This is a genomic window from Gemmatimonadaceae bacterium (assembly GCA_019752115.1).
GTDB lineage: Bacteria > Gemmatimonadota > Gemmatimonadetes > Gemmatimonadales > Gemmatimonadaceae > Gemmatimonas.
Map to the genome: position 1 here is coordinate 1 of JAIEMN010000011.1, position 17,231 is coordinate 17,231.

The following is a 17,231-nucleotide window of genomic DNA, read 5'->3' on the forward strand; positions in this document are numbered from 1 at the left end:
CCGGGGACGGGCGCCCCCGGCGTGGGCGCGGACGCCGCGCCATTCGTGGTGGGGCGCGCCGGAGCCGGAGCCGGAGCCGGCTTCTTGGCCGGATGGCACGCGGCCAGCGCCAGTCCCGCGGCAAGCGGGAGAGAGCGAAGACGCATTGGACCTGAGAAAATGAGGAAGGGGAGGCGCCCGAGAGTCGGGCCCGCATGAGTCTACGGGCAGATCCGCGCTGGCACGAGGGCCGTCGGGCAATCCCTCACACCTCCCCAACCACGAGCCGCCGACACTTCTGCGTAGAGCGCGCGTCGATGCGCGCCGAATCGGGTTGCAGGATTCCGGAGGATGAAATGCGCGGACGTGCGGTGGCGCTGGCCAGTCTTCTTCTCGCTGCGCCGCTTGGCGCGCAGCACACGGTCGCCAAGGCGGCCGGCGCACCGGAGGGCGACGCGCACGCCGCCCCGGCGTGTGCGTCGGTGTCGCTTCTCACGGCACGCGGCGCCATCTATCCGGCGAGTGCGGCACCCGCGGTGGCCAGCTATGTCGACCGCACGGTGCAGCGCACGCGACCGGCGCGGGTGCACATCGGTTGCCGCTCATTCGTGGCGCCCTTCGTGGAGATCGATCCGCAGGGCGAAACGCTCGTCATCGGCACCGCGAGCAACCTGCAGGACAACGTGACGGTCGCGGGGAGCGTCCGGATTGGCGACCGCGTGAGTATTGCGCATGGCGCCACGATCCTCGGCCCGGCCACGATTGGCGCCCCCGACGGTCTGCCGGCCTTCGTCGGCTTCAACTCCGTCATCGACGGCGCCGTCGTGGAGCCAGACGCGATGGTCACGCATCTCGTGAAGGTCTCTCCGGGCATCGTGATTCATGCCGGCACCAAGGTGCTCCCCGGCAAATGGATCCGGACGCAGGCCGAGGCCGATAACGAAGCCCTCGGGAAGGTGGTCAAGGTGAGTGATGCCGACCGCGCCTTCATGCACGGCGTGCTGCACGTCAACAACGCGCTGGCGGCGGGGTACGCGGCGCTGGCGCGTGAGGCGCCCACGGCGGTGCTGGGGGCAGGGCGCGACCCCGGGCACTCCGATTTCAATCATGACGCGGATCAGCCGTCGTTTGCGGGGCAGGCGCGCGCGCACCCCACGATGAATGTGCGCGTGATCGGCGGCGTGACGATTGCCGACGGTTGGCGCACGCTCGACCGCGCCATGGGGCACAGCGTGTCGCTGCGGGCGGATGAAGGGGAACACTTCCGCTTCGGACGCGACAATCATTTCGCCGATCATGTCACCTTCCACGCCCTCGAGCACAGCAACATCGAGGTGGGGAACCACGTGATGATCGGCTTTCACGCGGTCGTGCACGGCGGGGCCGATGACCTCTCCGAGGCGAAAGATCTGACCACGATCGAGGATCGCACGATCGTCGGTGCCAGCGCCGTGGTGTTCCGCTCCAAGGTCGGCGCGGGGGTGCAGATCGGCGAGTTCGCCTACGTGGATGGCTGCCATCTCGCGCCGGGGACGGTGGTGCCGGCGCGCACCGTGATGGTGAAGGACAAGATCCTTGGCGTGGTGGAGTGGTAGACACCGACTGGAAAACTCCGTCACGCCGCACGCCGCGCGCGTTCGCCGTGACGAAAGCGCACGACGATGTGATGAACGTGTGTAACAACGGCCGTGACGCGCGAAACCGCGCAGAAATCGGTTCGTCACCACACTGGAGTGACCATCATCACACAGTTTGGTTGACCACCCGATTGCCACGCGGAGCCTCACCATGTCCCACTCGACTCGCTGGATCGCGTCTGCGCTGATTGCTCCCCTGCTGCTCACGGCGTGCTCGGACAGCACGACCGCGCCCGCTACGGCCGCGGCGCCGGCGCGCGCCTTCAGCTACGCCGGCGACGGCTCGCACGTCACGGCCGGCAGCACGTTGGCGGATACGCTCACGGTGTTTGTCGTCGGTGCCGACGGTGGGCCCATCGCCAATGCGACCGTCACCTGGTCGGCGGACGACGCCGGCACGCTCGTCACGAGCAGCGCCCGCACCGATGCCCGTGGCTTCGCCTCGGCGATCTTCGCGGCCGGCACGCGCGTGGGCACCGCGCACATTACGGGGACGATCGCCGGTCTGGATCCGGCAACCTTCGATGTCATCATCGACCCGGCGACCCCGTCGCGACTCCAGGCGATGGCCGAGCTCAGCGATACCCTCACGTTCGGACAGGCGTACACGGGTGGCGGGGTCAAGGTCACCGACGACTTCGGCAATGCCATTGCCAACTTTGCCTTCACGACGTCGCTGCTCGATGCCTCGGGCACCGTGCTGGTCACCGGCGTGTCCACCAGCGATGAGCGCGGGATCGCCGCGGTCCCGTTCGTCGTCGCCCCCGGCGAGGCCGGGAGTTACCGCCTGCAGTACGCCAGCGATGCGTTGTCCATGAACTTCGGCATCACGGTGTTGGCGCCGGTCGACTCGTCGTCCACCGCGTCGCTCCGCCGCGTCCGCCCGTAGTGCACGAAACAGCGGGGGCGATGGTCGCTGCACGCGACCATCGCCCCCGCTTCTTTTGCCGCCATCGAGCCGCGGCGGTGGAGTTCAGTCCTTCGGGTCCAGCATCTTCCGGATCAGGTCGCGCGCATCCTCGAGATGCGCCTTCGACATGCGGTCGCTGGTCTTGCCGATCGCGGTCGCGAGATCGGCATCCAGCGCGCGCATCTCACTCTTGAGAATCGCGCGCACTTCGACGGCCGTCACCGGTGCCGCGCCACCGCGACCGCCACCCTGCTGCGGCAGGGCCGCCGCCGGTGAGGCGGGCGGATTGATCTTCGACGCCATCGCTTCGAGATACGTGCGCTGCAGGCGACGACGGAACGCATCGATCGGCGCCCCGGTCTCCGTTTCTTTCCAGAGCCCCTTGCGCAGGTCGGCGAGCAGGTCGGCGACCGGATAGACCTCGCTCTTGTTCTGCGCGAGCGCCTCCATCTCCACCATGCGCTGCAGGCGGTCGTTGCTCACCACGGCCGCGAGCGACCGGGCCTGTGCCCCGCCGATGCGGGCGAGGGAGCCGTTCGGCTCGAGCTTGCGCAGGATGCTTTCGTCCACCAGCCAGGTCGGCGTGGTCCACGCATTGTCCTGGAGGAACTGGAGCGCCGCCTTCTGGCGGGCCGGCTCCACCGGGCGGAAGACGGGGCCCTTCTGGCCCACCGCCTTCTCCTGCTTGTACTCCCCGCCGATGATGCGCGCCACGTGGCCCATCTCGGTGGCCCACTGCCCCACCAGACGGCCATAGAGCTCTTCGAGATCGTCGTACGTATCGCCTTCCTTCCAGGCCGTGGCGCTTTCGAGGAAGCCCATCACGCGCTTGAGGTTCTTCACGCCCAGCGTCGTGGCCTTTACGGCGTCGGCGTCACCCACGGCTTCGCTCTGCTCCCCCGGATCGGCGCCACCAGCACCGGCGTCGCTCGCAAAGCGATACCACGGGATCGTGTCCTGCATCTTGGCCCACTTGTCGAGCGTGGCCTTCTCGGCTTCCGGCGTCTTCGCATTCGGAATGGGCGAGTAGCCCCACATCACGGCGTACTTGTCGTACGGGCCGACCTTCGGGATGAGATCGTCGAGGTCGATGTTGTCTTCCGGCTGCGCCACGTAGTTGTAGCGCGCGTAGTCCATCAGCGTGGGCGTGTGGCCCATCTTCTTGACCCACGTGCGCGAGCGCACGGAGTCCACCGGGTACATCGAGCTCGCCTTGAAGTTGTGCGGGAAGCCGAGCGTGTGACCGACTTCGTGCGCCGTCACGTATTCGAGCAGGCGACCGGTGAGGGAGTCGGGGAAGGGGAGCTTCTGCGCGCGCTTGTCGAGCGGCCCGACCTGCGTGAAGTACCACGAGCGCGTCAGGTTCATGACGTTGAGGTACGTCTGCACGTCGGCGTCGATGATCTCACCCGTGCGCGGATCCTTGAGGCTCGGCCCCACTGCGTTCTCGGTGGCGCTCGGGAGCCAGCGCACCATGCTCACCGTGGCGTCTTCACCGGAGAAGTCGGGATCGTTGGCCGGCGCTTCGGCGGCCACGATGCCCTTGGAGAAGCCGGCTGCTTCGAACGCCGGCTGCCAGGCTTCAATGCCCTTCTTGATCCACGGCTTGAGCCACGCCGGCGTGGCCGGATCGAGGTAGTAGGTGATCGGCTTCTTGGGGACGCACAGATTGCCGACCTTCTTGTCGCTGCACTCGAGGCGCCAGCGCGAAATGAAGCGGCGCGTTTCGACCCGCTGCGTATTGCCGGAGAAATCGCGCTGCGTGGTGGGGAAGTACCCCACGCGCTCGTCGTACAGACGCGGCTGCATCGGCACGTCGGGAAGCTTGGCGATCGAGAAGGTGTACTTCTCGGTCGTGGGTGCCGTGCTGGCGGCCGCCGCGCCGGGGAAGCCACCCCCGCCACCCGGTGCACCGCCCTGCGGCGTGAAGCTCTGCACGGCGGTCACGTTCACGTTGCGCGAGTAGGCGGCAAAGCGCTCGATGTAGCTGCGCGTCGCATCGACCTGCGCGCGGCGACCGAGCGCCGTGTACTCCGGCACGCCGCCGGTGAACATGCGGGTGACTTCGATGACCGCGGCGCTGTCGGCGCTGTAGGCCTCGATGTTGAACGCGGCGAGGATCTTGGTGACGCCGATCAGCTCGGCCGCCAGCTGCTGCGACTTGGCCGTGTCGGCGATGATGTCGCGATAGTCGGCCTCGCGCACGAAGATGCGGTTGTCGCGCCGTTCGAAGCGCACGAGGTTGTTGCCGCCCTGCGTGCCGCGAATGCCGATTTCATCGGGCGTACCGGCCAGCGTGGTGACCACCACGTAGTCCTTGCCGAGCTCGCTCTTGGGGATCTCGAAGTAGAGCCGCGAGCCAACCTGGTGGACCTTGAACACGCCGTTCTTGGTCACCGCGCGCGGCGTGATGACCTGCGCGTACGGGCGAGGCTGGGGATCCTGGTTGGCATTGGCGCCGCCCTGGCCGTCGCCGAACCCGCCACCGGCGGGAGGCTGGGCGGCTCCACCGCCGGGGCCGCCGCGGCCCGGCGCGGGGGTGGGGGCGGGGGCCTGTTGCACGGGGGCCGGCGCAGGAGCCGGCGCGGGCTTGGGTTTGGTGCAGGCACCGGCGGCCACGCCGGTGGCCGCGAGAGACAGAACGATGCGTCGCATGAGGGGCGAAGGAGGAGGGAAGGGCTCGGAAGGAGCGCGCTGGAGTTTACGGGGGGGAGGAAGCGGGCGCTGAGTCTGGACCCCTGGTTCAGATGTCCGAGTCGGACGCCGGTCTACGGACAACTATGAACGATGGGAATCGGGATTTCTGTCGGAAGTCGGGGTCGGAGTGCCGTCGGTTGGGGCTTGCTGCGCTGCCGATGGCGAGTGGCTCGGCCCTGCGGGCCTTGCTGAGAGGGCTCGGCCCTGCGGGCCTTGCGGAGATGTGCGTTCGAATGATGACACAGGCGTACGCGGAAGTGCCTATCGTGGCGCATGCCGCACAATCCTGCCAAACTCGAAGTCATCGCCCGCGCTGACGCGGTGGTTGTGGAGGTGCACCAGCTCGCGGAGCGCTGCAAGCGCACGTTGAGCGACCTATCTCCCGGCATCCGGAATCAGCTGCTCCGGGCGGCGACCTCCATCAGTCTCAATCTCAGCGAGGCATGTGGGTACCACGCGCCGACAAAATCCGCTGCGCTGCTCGACGTCGCCATTGGCTCCTGCAATGAAGTCGAGCGGCTGCTGATCCTTCTGCAAAAGCTGAAGGCCTTCGATCAATCAATCGATGGCCTTGCGCAGGACGTCGCCCGCGTGCGTCGCATGACCTACGGCCTGCGTAAGCACATCCTCAATTCTCACGTCCCTGGGACCGGAGCGCAGCACCCCCCCCGCCGACGGCACTCCGACCCCCACCTCCGACCAATATCCCGACTCCCACCGTCCATAGTTGTCCGGTGTCCGACGTCCGCGTCGAGAGCCGGAAGTCCGATCACCGCACCAGCGCCGCCACCCAGTCGGCCACCGCTCCCAGCACCTCCCGCCGCACCTTCACATCCTTGAGCTTCGGGTACTCGCTCGGCACCCCCGACGGGTCCGGCACGAACAGGTGATTCGTCGCCGGGAACACCTTCGAGGTGACCCGGCGATTCCCCGCGGCACGCAGCACGGCCACCACGGTGTCGGCCTGCTCCGGCGTCACCTGCATGTCCGTGCCGCCCTGCAGGACGAGCACCGGCTGCGTGACCTGGCGCAGTGTGGCCTTGGGGTCCGTGTCCACGAAGTACTGCATCCACGGCTCCACGCGCATGGAGTCGATCATCTTGTCGGTGCGCGTGCGGATGTAGGTGGAGAGGTCGTCGCCGCGCGCCATGGCATTCGCGAGGCCGGAGTCGGCGGTGCTCTTGGCGGCGGCGAGCGCCTTGAACTGGTTGCCGATCTGGTATTGCAGCACGCGGCGTCCGTCGTAGGCGGGGCCGGCGAGCATCACGAGGCCGCGCACGGCGGGCTCACGCACGGCGACGAGCGGGCCGATCAGCCCGCCCTCGCTGTGGCCGCTCACGATGATGCGCGTCGCATCGATATCGGGACGCGTGCGCAGATACGCGATGACACTTTGCGCGTCATCGGCGAAATCGGCGCTCGTCGCCTTGGCGCGTGAATCGGCGCCGCCGCTTTCGCCCACGCCGCGATCGTCGTAGCGCAGCACGGCGATGCCACGCCGCCCCAGGGTATCGGCGATCTCGCGGAAGATCGCGTAGCCGGGCAGCACACTGCCGAGGCGCTCGTCACGCTCCTGCGGACCGCTGCCGCTGATCGTGATCATGACCGGCGCCTTGGCGACGCCCTTGGGTTTGGTCAGCGTGCCGGCGAGAGTGTAGCCGCGGGTCGTCGGAATCACGACGTGCTCCGCCGTGTACGGCGCGTCGGCTGGGGCGCTGTAGTCAATCTTCACCGGCGCCGGTGGCTTCACCGCGCCCGTCGCCCGCACGACGCGGAGGTTCTGGGCGGGGATGCGGATCTCCTGCGGCTGGCCGTCCACCCACTGGGTACGGATGGGAAGACCGGCCACGGTGAACACACTCGAGTCGCCGGTGAACTGCACGCTGGCCTCGAGCGTCTGGCCGCCGGACGTCATGAACACCGGGAGTGTCGTCAATCCCTGTGACCGCGCGTATTGCGCCATGAGTGCGGCGTGCAAGACCGACTGCCCCATGAGCGGCACGGCGTTGGCCTTGCTGGCGGCCATCTGGGTGCGCGTCTGGCCATTGGCGGTGATATCCACGGCCATGCTGTCGCCGCGCAGATGAAAGACGAACTGCTGCGCGGGCGCGGCGCTCTCGGCGGCCCCAGGTGCGAACACGCGGAGCGTCAGCTGCATGGGCTGCCGCTGCTGCTCCCACTCCACGCGCGGCTGACCGCGGAAGCCGAGCGTTCCGCGAACGACCCCCTGGCCGGGCGTGACGGTTTCGACGCCGACCGTGTCGGCATTCTGCAGATACACGAAGGTCACCGGCGCCTGCTGCGCGCCGGCGCGGCGAGCCCAGAAATTCACTACAAAGCCCAGCACGAGTCCGAAGAGCGTGGCGGCAATGAGCGCGGGCGTGGGGCGCTTGCCGCGAAACATCAGATGGATCATGGGTCCTCCGTCTCCTCGGAGACGGGTTCAGGATTTCCGGCGGCCTGCTGCTTCGGCGCGCGCCCCGCTTCGCGGAGCGCGTGCCGCAACAGGTATTCGATCTGGCCGTTCAAGCTGCGCAGGTCGTCGTTCGCCCAGCGCTGGACGGCGTCCAGCACTTCGCGATCGATACGTACCAGGAACGACTTGCGATCAGCCACGAAACGCGTCCGTCAGGTGTAGAGCGTGCCGGCGTTCACGATCGGCTGCGCCGACCGCTCGGAGCAGAGCACCACAAGCAGGTTGCTGACCATCGCCGCCTTCCGCTCGGGGTCGAGCTCCACGATGTCGCGCTCCTTGAGCGACGCCAGCGCCTGCTCCACCATCCCCACCGCGCCTTCCACGATCGTGGCGCGCGCCGCGACAATGGCGCTCGCCTGCTGGCGCTGCAGCATCGCCGCCGCGATCTCGGGCGCGTAGGCCAGATGGCTGATGCGCGCTTCGATCACTTCGACGCCGGCCTTGGCCAGGCGCTCGTGCAGCGCCTGCATGAGCCCCGCGTTCACCTCGGTCTGGTGCGTGGAGAGTGCGATTTCGCCGTTGCCATGGGCATCGTACGGATGCGCCGAGGCGAGGGCGCGCATCGCCGATTCGCTCTGCACGGCGACGTACTGCACGTAGTCGTTCACTTCGAAGAGCGCTTCGGCGGTGTCGATGACCTTCCACACGACGATCGCCCCGATCTCGACCGGGTTCGAACGCGCGTCGTTCACCTTGAGCTTGTTCGTTTCGAAGTTGCGGACGCGCAGCGAGATGTTCTTGCGCGTCATGAACGGGTTGACCCACCAGAGCCCCGGCGTGCGCACGGTGCCGGCGTAGTTGCCGAAGAGCGTGAGCGCCTGCGCCTCGTTCGGGGCGACCGTGAAGACACCCTTGAACCCCAGCGAGACGATCGTGACCAGGACCGCGCCGGCGATGGAGAACGCCGGGGCTTCCTGCGCGGCGCCGGTGAGGATGAGGAACACGCCGCCCAGGATGGCGGCGATGAGCAGGACAACCATGAGGAGGCCCGGGACGGCCTTCGCCTCGGTTTCGCGGAGCATTGAGCGGGTTCCAGTTGAGGTGGTATTGAAGTGATATCACTTCGTTAGCACCCTACGCCAGCCCCGCGGGGGGAGTTTCAACCCACGACCCATGACCTAGAACTCGAAACCCACAACCGATCCGTTCTGGGTTTCGGGTTCTAGGTCGTGGGTTGTGTGTTCCAAAAGGCGGAACTTCTCAGTCAACGACTCTGACACCTTGATCGCCGCGTTCAACGACTCTGACCCGTTGATCAGTCCGCAGCCAACCCAGAACCCACCACCAAAAACCCGAAACCCCAAACCGATCAGTTCCGGGTTCCGGGCTTTCGGTCATGGGTTCCGGGTGGTCCCGCCTTGCGGCCGCCCCCCGTCTCTCCCAATTGTGAGAGATCCATGCTGCTGCCCTAACCCCCGCGAAGGAGCTGCTGCTCGTGTCGTCCCCCCGTCTTTTCCGGATCGCGCAGGCTACGGCGCTGGCCTCCGGGTTCCTGATGCCGACTCTGGCCACGGCTCAGGCCGCCAAGCCGGCCGCCCGGCCGGCCGCGACCGCGCCCAAGGCCGCGGCCCCCGGCCCGCTCGCCGCGCCGTTCGATACCAGCGCCCTCTCCTCCATTCGCTGGCGCGAAATCGGCCCCTACCGCGGCGGTCGCTCGGTCGCCGTGGCCGGCAGTGTGGCGCGCCCCAAGGAGTACTGGATGGGCACCGTGGGCGGTGGCGTCTTCAAGAGCACCGACGGCGGCGATAACTGGACGCCGATGAGCGACCGCTACTTCGGCGGCACCATCGGCGCGATCGGCGTCGCGCCGAGCAATCCCGACATCGTGTACGTGGGCGGCGGCGAGTTTGCCATTCGTGGCAACGTCTCGCACGGCGACGGCATGTGGAAGACGACCGACGGCGGCAAGACGTGGGCGAACATCGGCCTCAACGACTCGCGCCAGATCTCCAAGGTGCGCGTCCATCCTACGAACCCCGACCTCGTGTACGTCGCGGCGTTCGGGCACGTGTGGGGGCCGAACAACGAGCGCGGGATCTACCGCTCGAAGGACGGCGGCAAGAACTGGCAGAAGATTCTCTTCCGCGATGACTCGACGGGGGCGGCCGATCTGGTGATGGATCCGACGAACCCGAATGTGCTGTACGCCGGCTTCTGGCAGGCGCACCGCAAGCCCTGGATGCTCGTCTCCGGCGGCAAGGGCTCGGGGATGTTCAAGAGCACCGACGGCGGCGACACGTGGACGGACATCACCAAGAACGCCGGTCTGCCGAAGGGCCTCTGGGGCAACATCGGCATCACCGTAAGCGCGGCGAACCCGCGCCGGGTGTACGCCCTCATCGAAGCCGATGAAGGCGGCGTGTTCCGCAGTGATGACGCCGGTGCGACGTGGGCGCGCGTGAACGACGAGCGCAAGCTGCGCCAGCGCGCCTGGTACTACTCCAAGATCTACGCCGATCCGAAGAATCCGGACCTGGTGTACGCGAGCAACGTGAACTTCCAGGTCTCGCGCGATGGCGGCAAGACGTGGAGCAATCTCAATCCGCCGCATGGCGACTCGCACGATTTGTGGATCGCGCCCGACAACGGCGACCGCATGATCGAAGCCGACGACGGCGGCGCCAGTGTGTCGACCGATGCCGGCAAGACGTGGACGCAGCAGGACTTCGCCACCGCGCAGTTCTACCATGTGTCCACCACGAATCACTTCCCGTACAAGATCTGCGGCGCGCAGCAGGACAACAGCACGCTGTGCGGCCCGTCGCGCGCGCCGGGCGGCATCACGTACGAGATGTGGCAGGAAGCGGGTGGTGGTGAGTCGGGCTTCGTGACGGCGCTCCCCGATCGCCCCGACATCGTCTTCGCCGGCAGCTACGGTGGCCTGCTCACGCGTAAGGACATGCGCACCGGGCTCACGCGCGACGTGAACCCGTGGCCGCTCAACCCGATGGGCCACGATGCGAAGGACGCGAAGTATCGCATGCAGTGGACCTTCCCCATCACGGTGAGCCCGCACGATCCGAAGACCATCTACGTCGGCTCGAGCGTGATCTTCAAGACCACCAACGAAGGTGACAGCTACACCGCCATCTCCCCCGATCTCACGCGCAACGATCCGCGCACGCTCGGCGCATCGGGTGGCCCGATCACCAAGGACCAGACGGGCGTGGAGACGTACGGCACGGTCTTCGCCATCGCCGAAAGCCCGATCGCCAAGGGCACGATCTGGGCCGGGACCGACGATGGCCTCGTGCATGTCACGCGCAATGGTGGGCTCACCTGGACGAACGTGACGCCGCCCATCCTCAAGGAACGGGAGTGGGCGCGCATCTCCATCATCGAAGCGTCGCACTTCAACGCCGGCACGGCGTATGTGGCGGCGAACCGCTTCCAGATGGATGATCAGCAGCCCTACCTCTTCAAGACCACCGACTTCGGCAAGACGTGGACGCGCATCGATCAGAGCGGCGCGGCGCATGGCATTCCGGCCTCTGAGTTCACGCGCGCCATCCGGGAAGACGAGGTGCGTCCGGGGCTGCTCTTTGCCGGCACCGAGCGCGGCATCTTCGTGTCGCTCGACGACGGCGCCACGTGGACATCGCTGCGCAAGAACCTGCCGATCGTGCCGGTGCACGATCTCGCCATCAAGGACGGCGATCTCATCGCCGCCACGCACGGCCGGTCGTTCTACATCATCGATGACATCAGTGTGCTGCGGCAGATCGCCGCGCCGGTGATCAGCGCAAAGGCGCATCTCTTTGCGCCGCGGCCGGCGTATCGCATCAACTGGGGCGGTGGCTTCCAGATCGGGGCGCCGACGAGCCCGGTCGGGCAGAATCCGCCGAACGGCGCGATCGTATACTACTGGCTCAAGGACGGCGCGAAGCGCGTCACGGTGGAGTTCCGCGATTCCACCGGCCGCACGGTGCGCTCGTTCTCGAGCGACACCGCGGGCAGTGCGGCCGGCGCCCCGGCGGGCGGCCGTCGCGCGGTCGCGGCCGATGCGCCGCCGAGCGCGAAGGTCGGCCTCAACACCTTCTCGTGGAACCTGCGCGAAGCCGATGCCACGACGTTCCCCGGCATGATCATGTGGGCTGGCGTCACGACGGGTCCGCTCGTGCTCCCCGGCAACTACACCGTGCGGCTCATCGTGGACGGCCAGCCGGCGGCGGAGCAGAAGCTGCTGGTCAAGAAGGACCCGCGCAGCGAAGCAACGGCCGCGGATCTCGTGACGCAGTACAAGCTGCTCATGGCGATTCGCGATCGCACCACCGACGCCAATGACGCGGTGCGCACGGTGCGCAACGTCCGCGGGCAGGCGATGGCCGGCAAGGGCAAGATGGCCGAGGACGAAGCGACGTACGCCAAGCTGGTGGACTCGCTCAACACGGCGATCAGCAAGCAGGAAGCCGAGATCTATCAGGTGAAGAACCAGTCCAGCCAGGATCCGCTCAACTTCCCGATCAAGGTCAACAACCAGATCGCGGCGCTGGCGGGTGTCGTGGGTGGCACCGAAGCGCGCCCCACGAAGCAGTCGCAGGTCGTCTTCGAGCAGCTCACGAAGGAGCTCGAGGGCTACCTCGTGGAACTGCGCAAGGCCTACAAGGAGCTGCTCCCGGCCATCGATGAGCTGCGCAAGAAGCACAACCTGCCGGCCATCGAAGTGAAGCCGAACACGGTGATCACGCCGTAACGCGTGCCCCGCCGGCCGCATCGGCCCGCGGGCGTCATCGGTGAAACCCTGGGAAGGGGTGAGGCCGTCATATCCAATGACCCTCACCCCTTTTCGTATGCGTATCATTTCCCTCAGTGCTGCGCTTCTCGTCGCCCCGCTGCTGCTCCGAGCGCAAGAATCACGTCGTTCCCTTGATCTGGGCGCCAACGGCGCCGGCCTGAGCATCGGCGACTCGCCCCGGTGGAAGGGGATCCGACTCAATGCCGTTGACACGCGTCTCGAGCGCATGGACGGCATCAATCTCACGGTGTGGTCACCCCGTAAGACCAGTCACGGCGTGGTGCGCGGCATCGCGCTCAATGCCCCGCTGGGTGGCGCCAAGCGGTTTGAGGGGATTGCCATCGGCGGCGGCTACGGCGTGGAGGAATCGATGAAGGGGCTGAGCCTGTCCCTCGTTGGTGGTGGTGCCGGGAGTGACGTGGTGGGCATCCATCTCGCCGGCGTGGGCTTCGGTTCGGGCGGATCGCTGCGCGGCATCAACATCGCGGGCGTCGGCGCCGGTGCCGGTGGCCGTGTCGAGGGCATCACGATCGGCGGCGTCGGGGTCGGCACGGGCGGCAATGGTCGCGGGCTGCTCGTCGGCGGCGTCGGGGCCGGCGTCGGCGGCGATTTTGAAGGGATTGCGATCGGCGGCGTCGGCACCGGCGTGGGCGGCAATTTCCGTGGTCTGTCGATCGCCGGCGTCGGCACTGGCAGCGGTGGGAATTTCACCGGCATCGCCCTCGCCGGTGTCGGCACCGGTGCCGGCGGTACGCTGCACGGTCTGGCGCTGAGTGGTGTCGGTGTGGGCGCCACGGCCATTCGCGGCATCGCGGCGGCCGGACTCGGCGTGGGCGGCCAGCGTCTGACTGGCGTCTTTGCCGCGGCCTACACCATTCGCATTGCCGACGTGGACCACCGCGGCGACGGCGAACTCCACGGCGTGGGCATCAGCGCCTTCAATGACATTCGCGGCCGTCAGCGCGGGCTCACGATCGGGGTGGTGAACTACGCGCGATCCCTCCACGGTGCGCAGGTCGGTGTGATCAACATCGTGCGCAACAATCCGAAGGGGCGCAAAGTGCTGCCGGTGGTGAACTGGGGCCGCTAGCCGCAGAGACAACGACGACGTTGGGGACAACGACGAGGATCGCTGCCGCAGCGATCCTCGTTGTTGTCCCTCACCTCGTGGGTTGTCCGAGTTGTTTGTCTCGCAGCAATGCCCGAATCGCCACAATCCCCAGAGCGGGGCCGATTGAGAGGAACGCGAACCCCCACGCCCACCCCACGCGCGCGACGACTAGCGGCACCAGCTGAATCGTGATGGTCGTCAGCAGAAAGCCCAGACTCGTCTGAATGGTCAGCGCCGTCCCGACGGCGTCGGGGGGCACGCTCTCGGTGACGAGCACGGAGAACTGCGCGCTATCGGCGATCACGAAGAAGCCCCACACCAGCGCGAGCGGCGCCAGCAGCCACCACGAGCGGCCGAAGGCGAGCCCGATCAACGCGGCACAGCTGCCGCTGATGGCCATCGCGCGAATCACCAGCGCTTCGCGCCCGATGCGATCGGCCACCAGACCGCCCCACACGCAGCCAACGCCACCGACCGCGACCACGCCGAAACTCAGCGCGCCGAGCAGTCCGCGATGGCCAGCTGCATCACCGTGCGCCGTCGCGCTGGCGAGCAGGAAGGCGGGGATCCACGTCCAGTAGGAGTACAGCTCGGCCATGTGGCCGAGGTAGCCGCCCATCGCCAGGCGCCATGGCCGCTGGTGCGCCACTGCCCCCACGAGATTCCATGAGAAGCGGCGCGGGGGAAAGGCATAGGGCCCGTCGCGATAGCCCAGCCACACCACCAGGGCGGCAACGAGCGTCGAGAGCGACGATGCGCTGACGACGCCGAGCACCGTGACCTGCGGCCACGCCTGCGCGAGATACGGTCCCGCCTTGCCCACGGTGAGGGCGCCGACCACCGCGCCAACCGCGAGGCCGCGACGCGCCTTGAACCACGTGGCCGCCATCTTCATCGCCGGTGGATAGATACCGGCCATACAGCAGCCGGTGAGTACGCGCGTCACCAGCGCCCACTCGAACGACGGCGCCACCGCGAGCGCCGCGTTGCTGGCGGCGCCGAGCAGCGCCGCACTCGCGAACAGTGTGCGCCCGGGAATCAGATCGGCCAGGTTGAGCAGCGCCGACACAGCGGTGCCCAGCACGAAGCCCAGCTGCACGGCCGTGGTGAGCCAGCCCACCTGGGAATCGGTGAGCAGCCACTGCGCGCGCAGCTGCGGGGCCACGGCGCTGCCGGCAAACCACACGCTCATGCCCAGCAGTTCGGCGAGCGAGAGAAGCGCCAGCATGCGCCAGCGGTCGGGATGCGTATCCGGCTCCATCGCCGGGATCGCGGACGGCGTGCGCGCGTCCGCCGTCACCGCACTCACGCGCTGACGAAGGTCGCCGGCTCGTTCAGCGACTCGGCGAGCGCGCGCAACGTGGCTTCGGCGGGGCCGTGGTGGCCCGTGAGGTAGTGGCGCAGCAGACGCGAGACCGGATTGTTGATCGTGCCGCGTTCATGCAGCACGACGCGGGTGCCGCCCGCGGAGGGATCGAGCACGAAGCGCAACGTGCTCGCCTGCTGCTGGTCATCGGTCCACACCGACACGTTCACCAACTGCTCGGTGCTGGTCTCCACGCGCGGTGTGCGCGTGAGCTCCATCCACAGCGGCCACTGTGCCAGCTCGATCAGCGCGGCGCGCACGGTACGCCAATCGGCGCGCAGCTGCAGGGCACGCGTGGTCTCGTAGGTGCCGGGCACGAGGAAGCCGGCGACCAGCACGGCCACGACGACCGAGACGATCGCCCCCATCACCAGCAGGATCCAGTTCATGGGGCGCCCGAGCTCGCGCGGGTGTGATCGAGGGCGGCCCGCACGCGCTGCGCGATCTCGAACGACGTGAACGGCTTGGGGAGCAGCGTGCGCGCGTCGGTGGAAATCCCCTGCAGCAGCACGGCATCATCGGTGTAGCCCGAAACGAAGACCACCGGCAATCCGGGGCGCGTCCGCTCGAGCCGCTCCGCCAGCTCCCGCCCGTTCATCCCGGGCATCACCACATCAGTGATGAGCAGGTCAATGACCCCGGGAAAGGCGTTGGAGATGGCCAGCGCCGTTTCCCCATCGGGCGCCGCAAGCACGCGATAGCCGCGGCGCTCGAGTGCCGCCATGGTGACCGCGCGCACCGCATCTTCATCCTCGGCGAGCAGAATCGTCTCGTGACCCGTCAGCGCCGGAGACGGCTCGGGGAGCACCGGCGTCTGCGTGGCGCGTTCATCCAGATGCGGCAGCAGCAGATGAACGGTGGTGCCGAGACCGGGTGCCGAGTCGACGCGAATTTCGCCGCCGATCTGATCGATCATGCTCGACGCGAGGGCCAGTCCCAGCCCGGTGCCTTTGCCCTTCTCCTTGGTGGTGAAGAACGGTTCGAAGATGTGGGCCATCACCTCGGTGGTCATGCCCACCCCCGTGTCCTTCACGCGCAGCGCCATCCAGTCACGTGCGGCATCGAGCCCCAGGCGATCGCGTTCGGCGGCGCTCAGCAACGCCGTTTCCAGCTCGAGTTTGCCGCCGTTGGGCATCGCATCGCGAGCGTTGCCGACGAGATTGAGCAGCACCTGTTCCAGCTGCGCGACGTCCGCGCGAGTGCTGCGCACCTCGGTGCTCAAGCGGGTCGTGAGCTCGATGTTCTCACCGATGAGGCGCCGCAGCAGACGGTCGAGGCCATGCACGACCGTATTGGCGTCGCACACGATCGGCTGCAGCACCTGCCGACGACTGATGGCGAGCACCTGACGCGACAGCTCGGTGCCGCGCACGGCGAGCGCACGGATCTCGCTCACATCTTCACGATGGGGCGAGTCGTCGGGCATGGTGGCGAGCAGCAGGTCGCAGTAGCCGAGCATCCCCGTGAGGAGATTGCTGAAGTCGTGGGAGATGCCCCCGGCGAACGTGCCGATCGCCTCCATCTTCTGCGCCTGCCGGAGCTGCTCTTCACTCCGGGCGAGCGCGCGCTCGGCTTCGCGCCGCGCGGTGACATCGATGCCGACCGAGAGCCAGCTCGCGCGTCCGAGTCGACGCGAACTGGTGGTCACCACTTCCATCTCGATGCGGCGCCCGGTGGCCGTGCGATGCATCCACGTGCCCGCATTCTGGCGCGACTCCGAGAAGGGGAGGCGCGCGCCACCGAAGCGCGGCAACTCGCTCGGCTCGAGCAGGTCGGTGATGCGCAGCGACAGGAACTGCTCGCGCTCGTAGCCGTACTTCTCCACTGCCGCTTCGTTCACGGCGAGGATGTTCATCGTATCCGCGTCCCAGGCCCACATGGGGAGCGGATTGGAATCGAAGAGGAAGCGATAGCGCCGTTCGTTGTCGGCAAGCGCCGCGTTGCGCTTCTCCACCGTCTCGGCCATGCGGTTGAGCGCCGCGGCGAGGGCACCGATTTCATCGTTCGACGTGATCGCCGAGCGGTGCCCCGACACGCCGGCGGCCAGCGCATGGGCATCGTTGGTGAGCGTCAGCAGCGGATCGACGATCTGCCGTGCCATGTACGCCACGAACGACGCCGAGGCGGCGAGCGCCGCCACGAAGATGAGGAGGCTGCGGACGCCGACCGTGTCGAGGTCGATGAAGAATGCCACGAGCACCGGTGGGAGCATCGCGGCGAGTACCGTGATACCCAGACGGACACGGAGCCCGGTCCCGCGCACCTCGGGGATCGGTGGCGGAGCGGGCTCCGGTGGCGTCAGGCGTGTGGCAGCCACGGT

Annotated in this window: 12 protein-coding genes; 5 read left to right on the forward strand and 7 right to left on the reverse strand. The window is 67.7% G+C overall.

The window, feature by feature from the left end; all coding sequences use genetic code 11:
• Positions 1–335 precede the first annotated feature (335 nt).
• Together K2R93_05485 and K2R93_05490 are read left to right on the forward strand one after the other, a co-directional pair.
• Positions 336–1,574, forward strand: coding sequence for a hypothetical protein (locus K2R93_05485; GenBank protein ID MBY0489273.1), 1,239 nt, complete (start codon positions 336–338; stop codon positions 1,572–1,574).
• A gap of 193 nt (positions 1,575–1,767) precedes the next feature.
• Positions 1,768–2,505 carry an Ig-like domain-containing protein gene (locus K2R93_05490; GenBank protein MBY0489274.1) on the forward strand — a complete coding sequence of 246 codons (738 nt, stop codon included), beginning with the start codon at positions 1,768–1,770 and terminating at the stop codon, positions 2,503–2,505.
• Between the two features lie 84 nt (positions 2,506–2,589).
• Here K2R93_05490 and K2R93_05495 read toward each other — a convergent pair whose 3' ends face one another.
• Complete coding sequence (locus K2R93_05495) at positions 2,590–5,181, reverse strand: zinc-dependent metalloprotease (GenBank protein MBY0489275.1); 2,592 nt, start codon at positions 5,179–5,181, stop codon at positions 2,590–2,592.
• A 315-nt stretch (positions 5,182–5,496) separates the two neighbouring features.
• Between K2R93_05495 and K2R93_05500 the strand changes: the two genes are divergently transcribed.
• On the forward strand, positions 5,497–6,063 hold the full coding sequence (locus K2R93_05500) for a four helix bundle protein (protein ID MBY0489276.1): 567 nt from the start codon (positions 5,497–5,499) through the stop codon (positions 6,061–6,063).
• Here the strand turns inward: K2R93_05500 and K2R93_05505 are convergent.
• The 3 genes from K2R93_05505 to K2R93_05515 are packed head-to-tail and all read right to left on the reverse strand — an operon-like array spanning position 5,993 to position 8,721.
• Positions 5,993–7,639 (reverse strand): lysophospholipase, encoded by a 1,647-nt coding sequence (locus K2R93_05505; protein MBY0489277.1) that lies wholly within the window; start codon positions 7,637–7,639, stop codon positions 5,993–5,995. The genes K2R93_05500 and K2R93_05505 overlap by 71 nt on opposite strands.
• The gene (locus K2R93_05510; protein ID MBY0489278.1) at positions 7,636–7,839 is read right to left on the reverse strand and encodes an Arc family DNA-binding protein; all 204 of its coding nucleotides are present in this window, start codon (positions 7,837–7,839) and stop codon (positions 7,636–7,638) included. Before K2R93_05510 ends, K2R93_05505 begins: the two co-directional genes overlap by 4 nt.
• Before the next feature lie 12 nt (positions 7,840–7,851).
• Positions 7,852–8,721 (reverse strand): SPFH domain-containing protein, encoded by an 870-nt coding sequence (locus K2R93_05515; protein MBY0489279.1) that lies wholly within the window; start codon positions 8,719–8,721, stop codon positions 7,852–7,854.
• A gap of 473 nt (positions 8,722–9,194) precedes the next feature.
• Here K2R93_05515 and K2R93_05520 point away from each other — a divergent pair, with 473 nt between their 5' ends.
• Positions 9,195–12,392, forward strand: coding sequence for a glycosyl hydrolase (locus tag K2R93_05520; protein MBY0489280.1), 3,198 nt, complete (start codon positions 9,195–9,197; stop codon positions 12,390–12,392).
• A gap of 97 nt (positions 12,393–12,489) precedes the next feature.
• Complete coding sequence (locus K2R93_05525; GenBank protein MBY0489281.1) at positions 12,490–13,524, forward strand: hypothetical protein; 1,035 nt, start codon at positions 12,490–12,492, stop codon at positions 13,522–13,524.
• Between the two features lie 70 nt (positions 13,525–13,594).
• Here the strand turns inward: K2R93_05525 and K2R93_05530 are convergent, their stop codons facing one another.
• From K2R93_05530 to K2R93_05540, 3 genes are read right to left on the reverse strand one after another with little or no spacing between them, the layout of a single operon-like run.
• The gene (locus tag K2R93_05530; protein MBY0489282.1) at positions 13,595–14,854 is read right to left on the reverse strand and encodes an MFS transporter; all 1,260 of its coding nucleotides are present in this window, start codon (positions 14,852–14,854) and stop codon (positions 13,595–13,597) included.
• The gene (locus K2R93_05535; GenBank protein MBY0489283.1) at positions 14,851–15,300 is read right to left on the reverse strand and encodes a hypothetical protein; all 450 of its coding nucleotides are present in this window, start codon (positions 15,298–15,300) and stop codon (positions 14,851–14,853) included. The genes K2R93_05530 and K2R93_05535 overlap by 4 nt, the downstream gene beginning before the upstream one ends.
• Complete coding sequence (locus K2R93_05540; GenBank protein MBY0489284.1) at positions 15,297–17,228, reverse strand: response regulator; 1,932 nt, start codon at positions 17,226–17,228, stop codon at positions 15,297–15,299. The genes K2R93_05535 and K2R93_05540 overlap by 4 nt, the downstream gene beginning before the upstream one ends.
• Positions 17,229–17,231 lie beyond the last annotated feature (3 nt).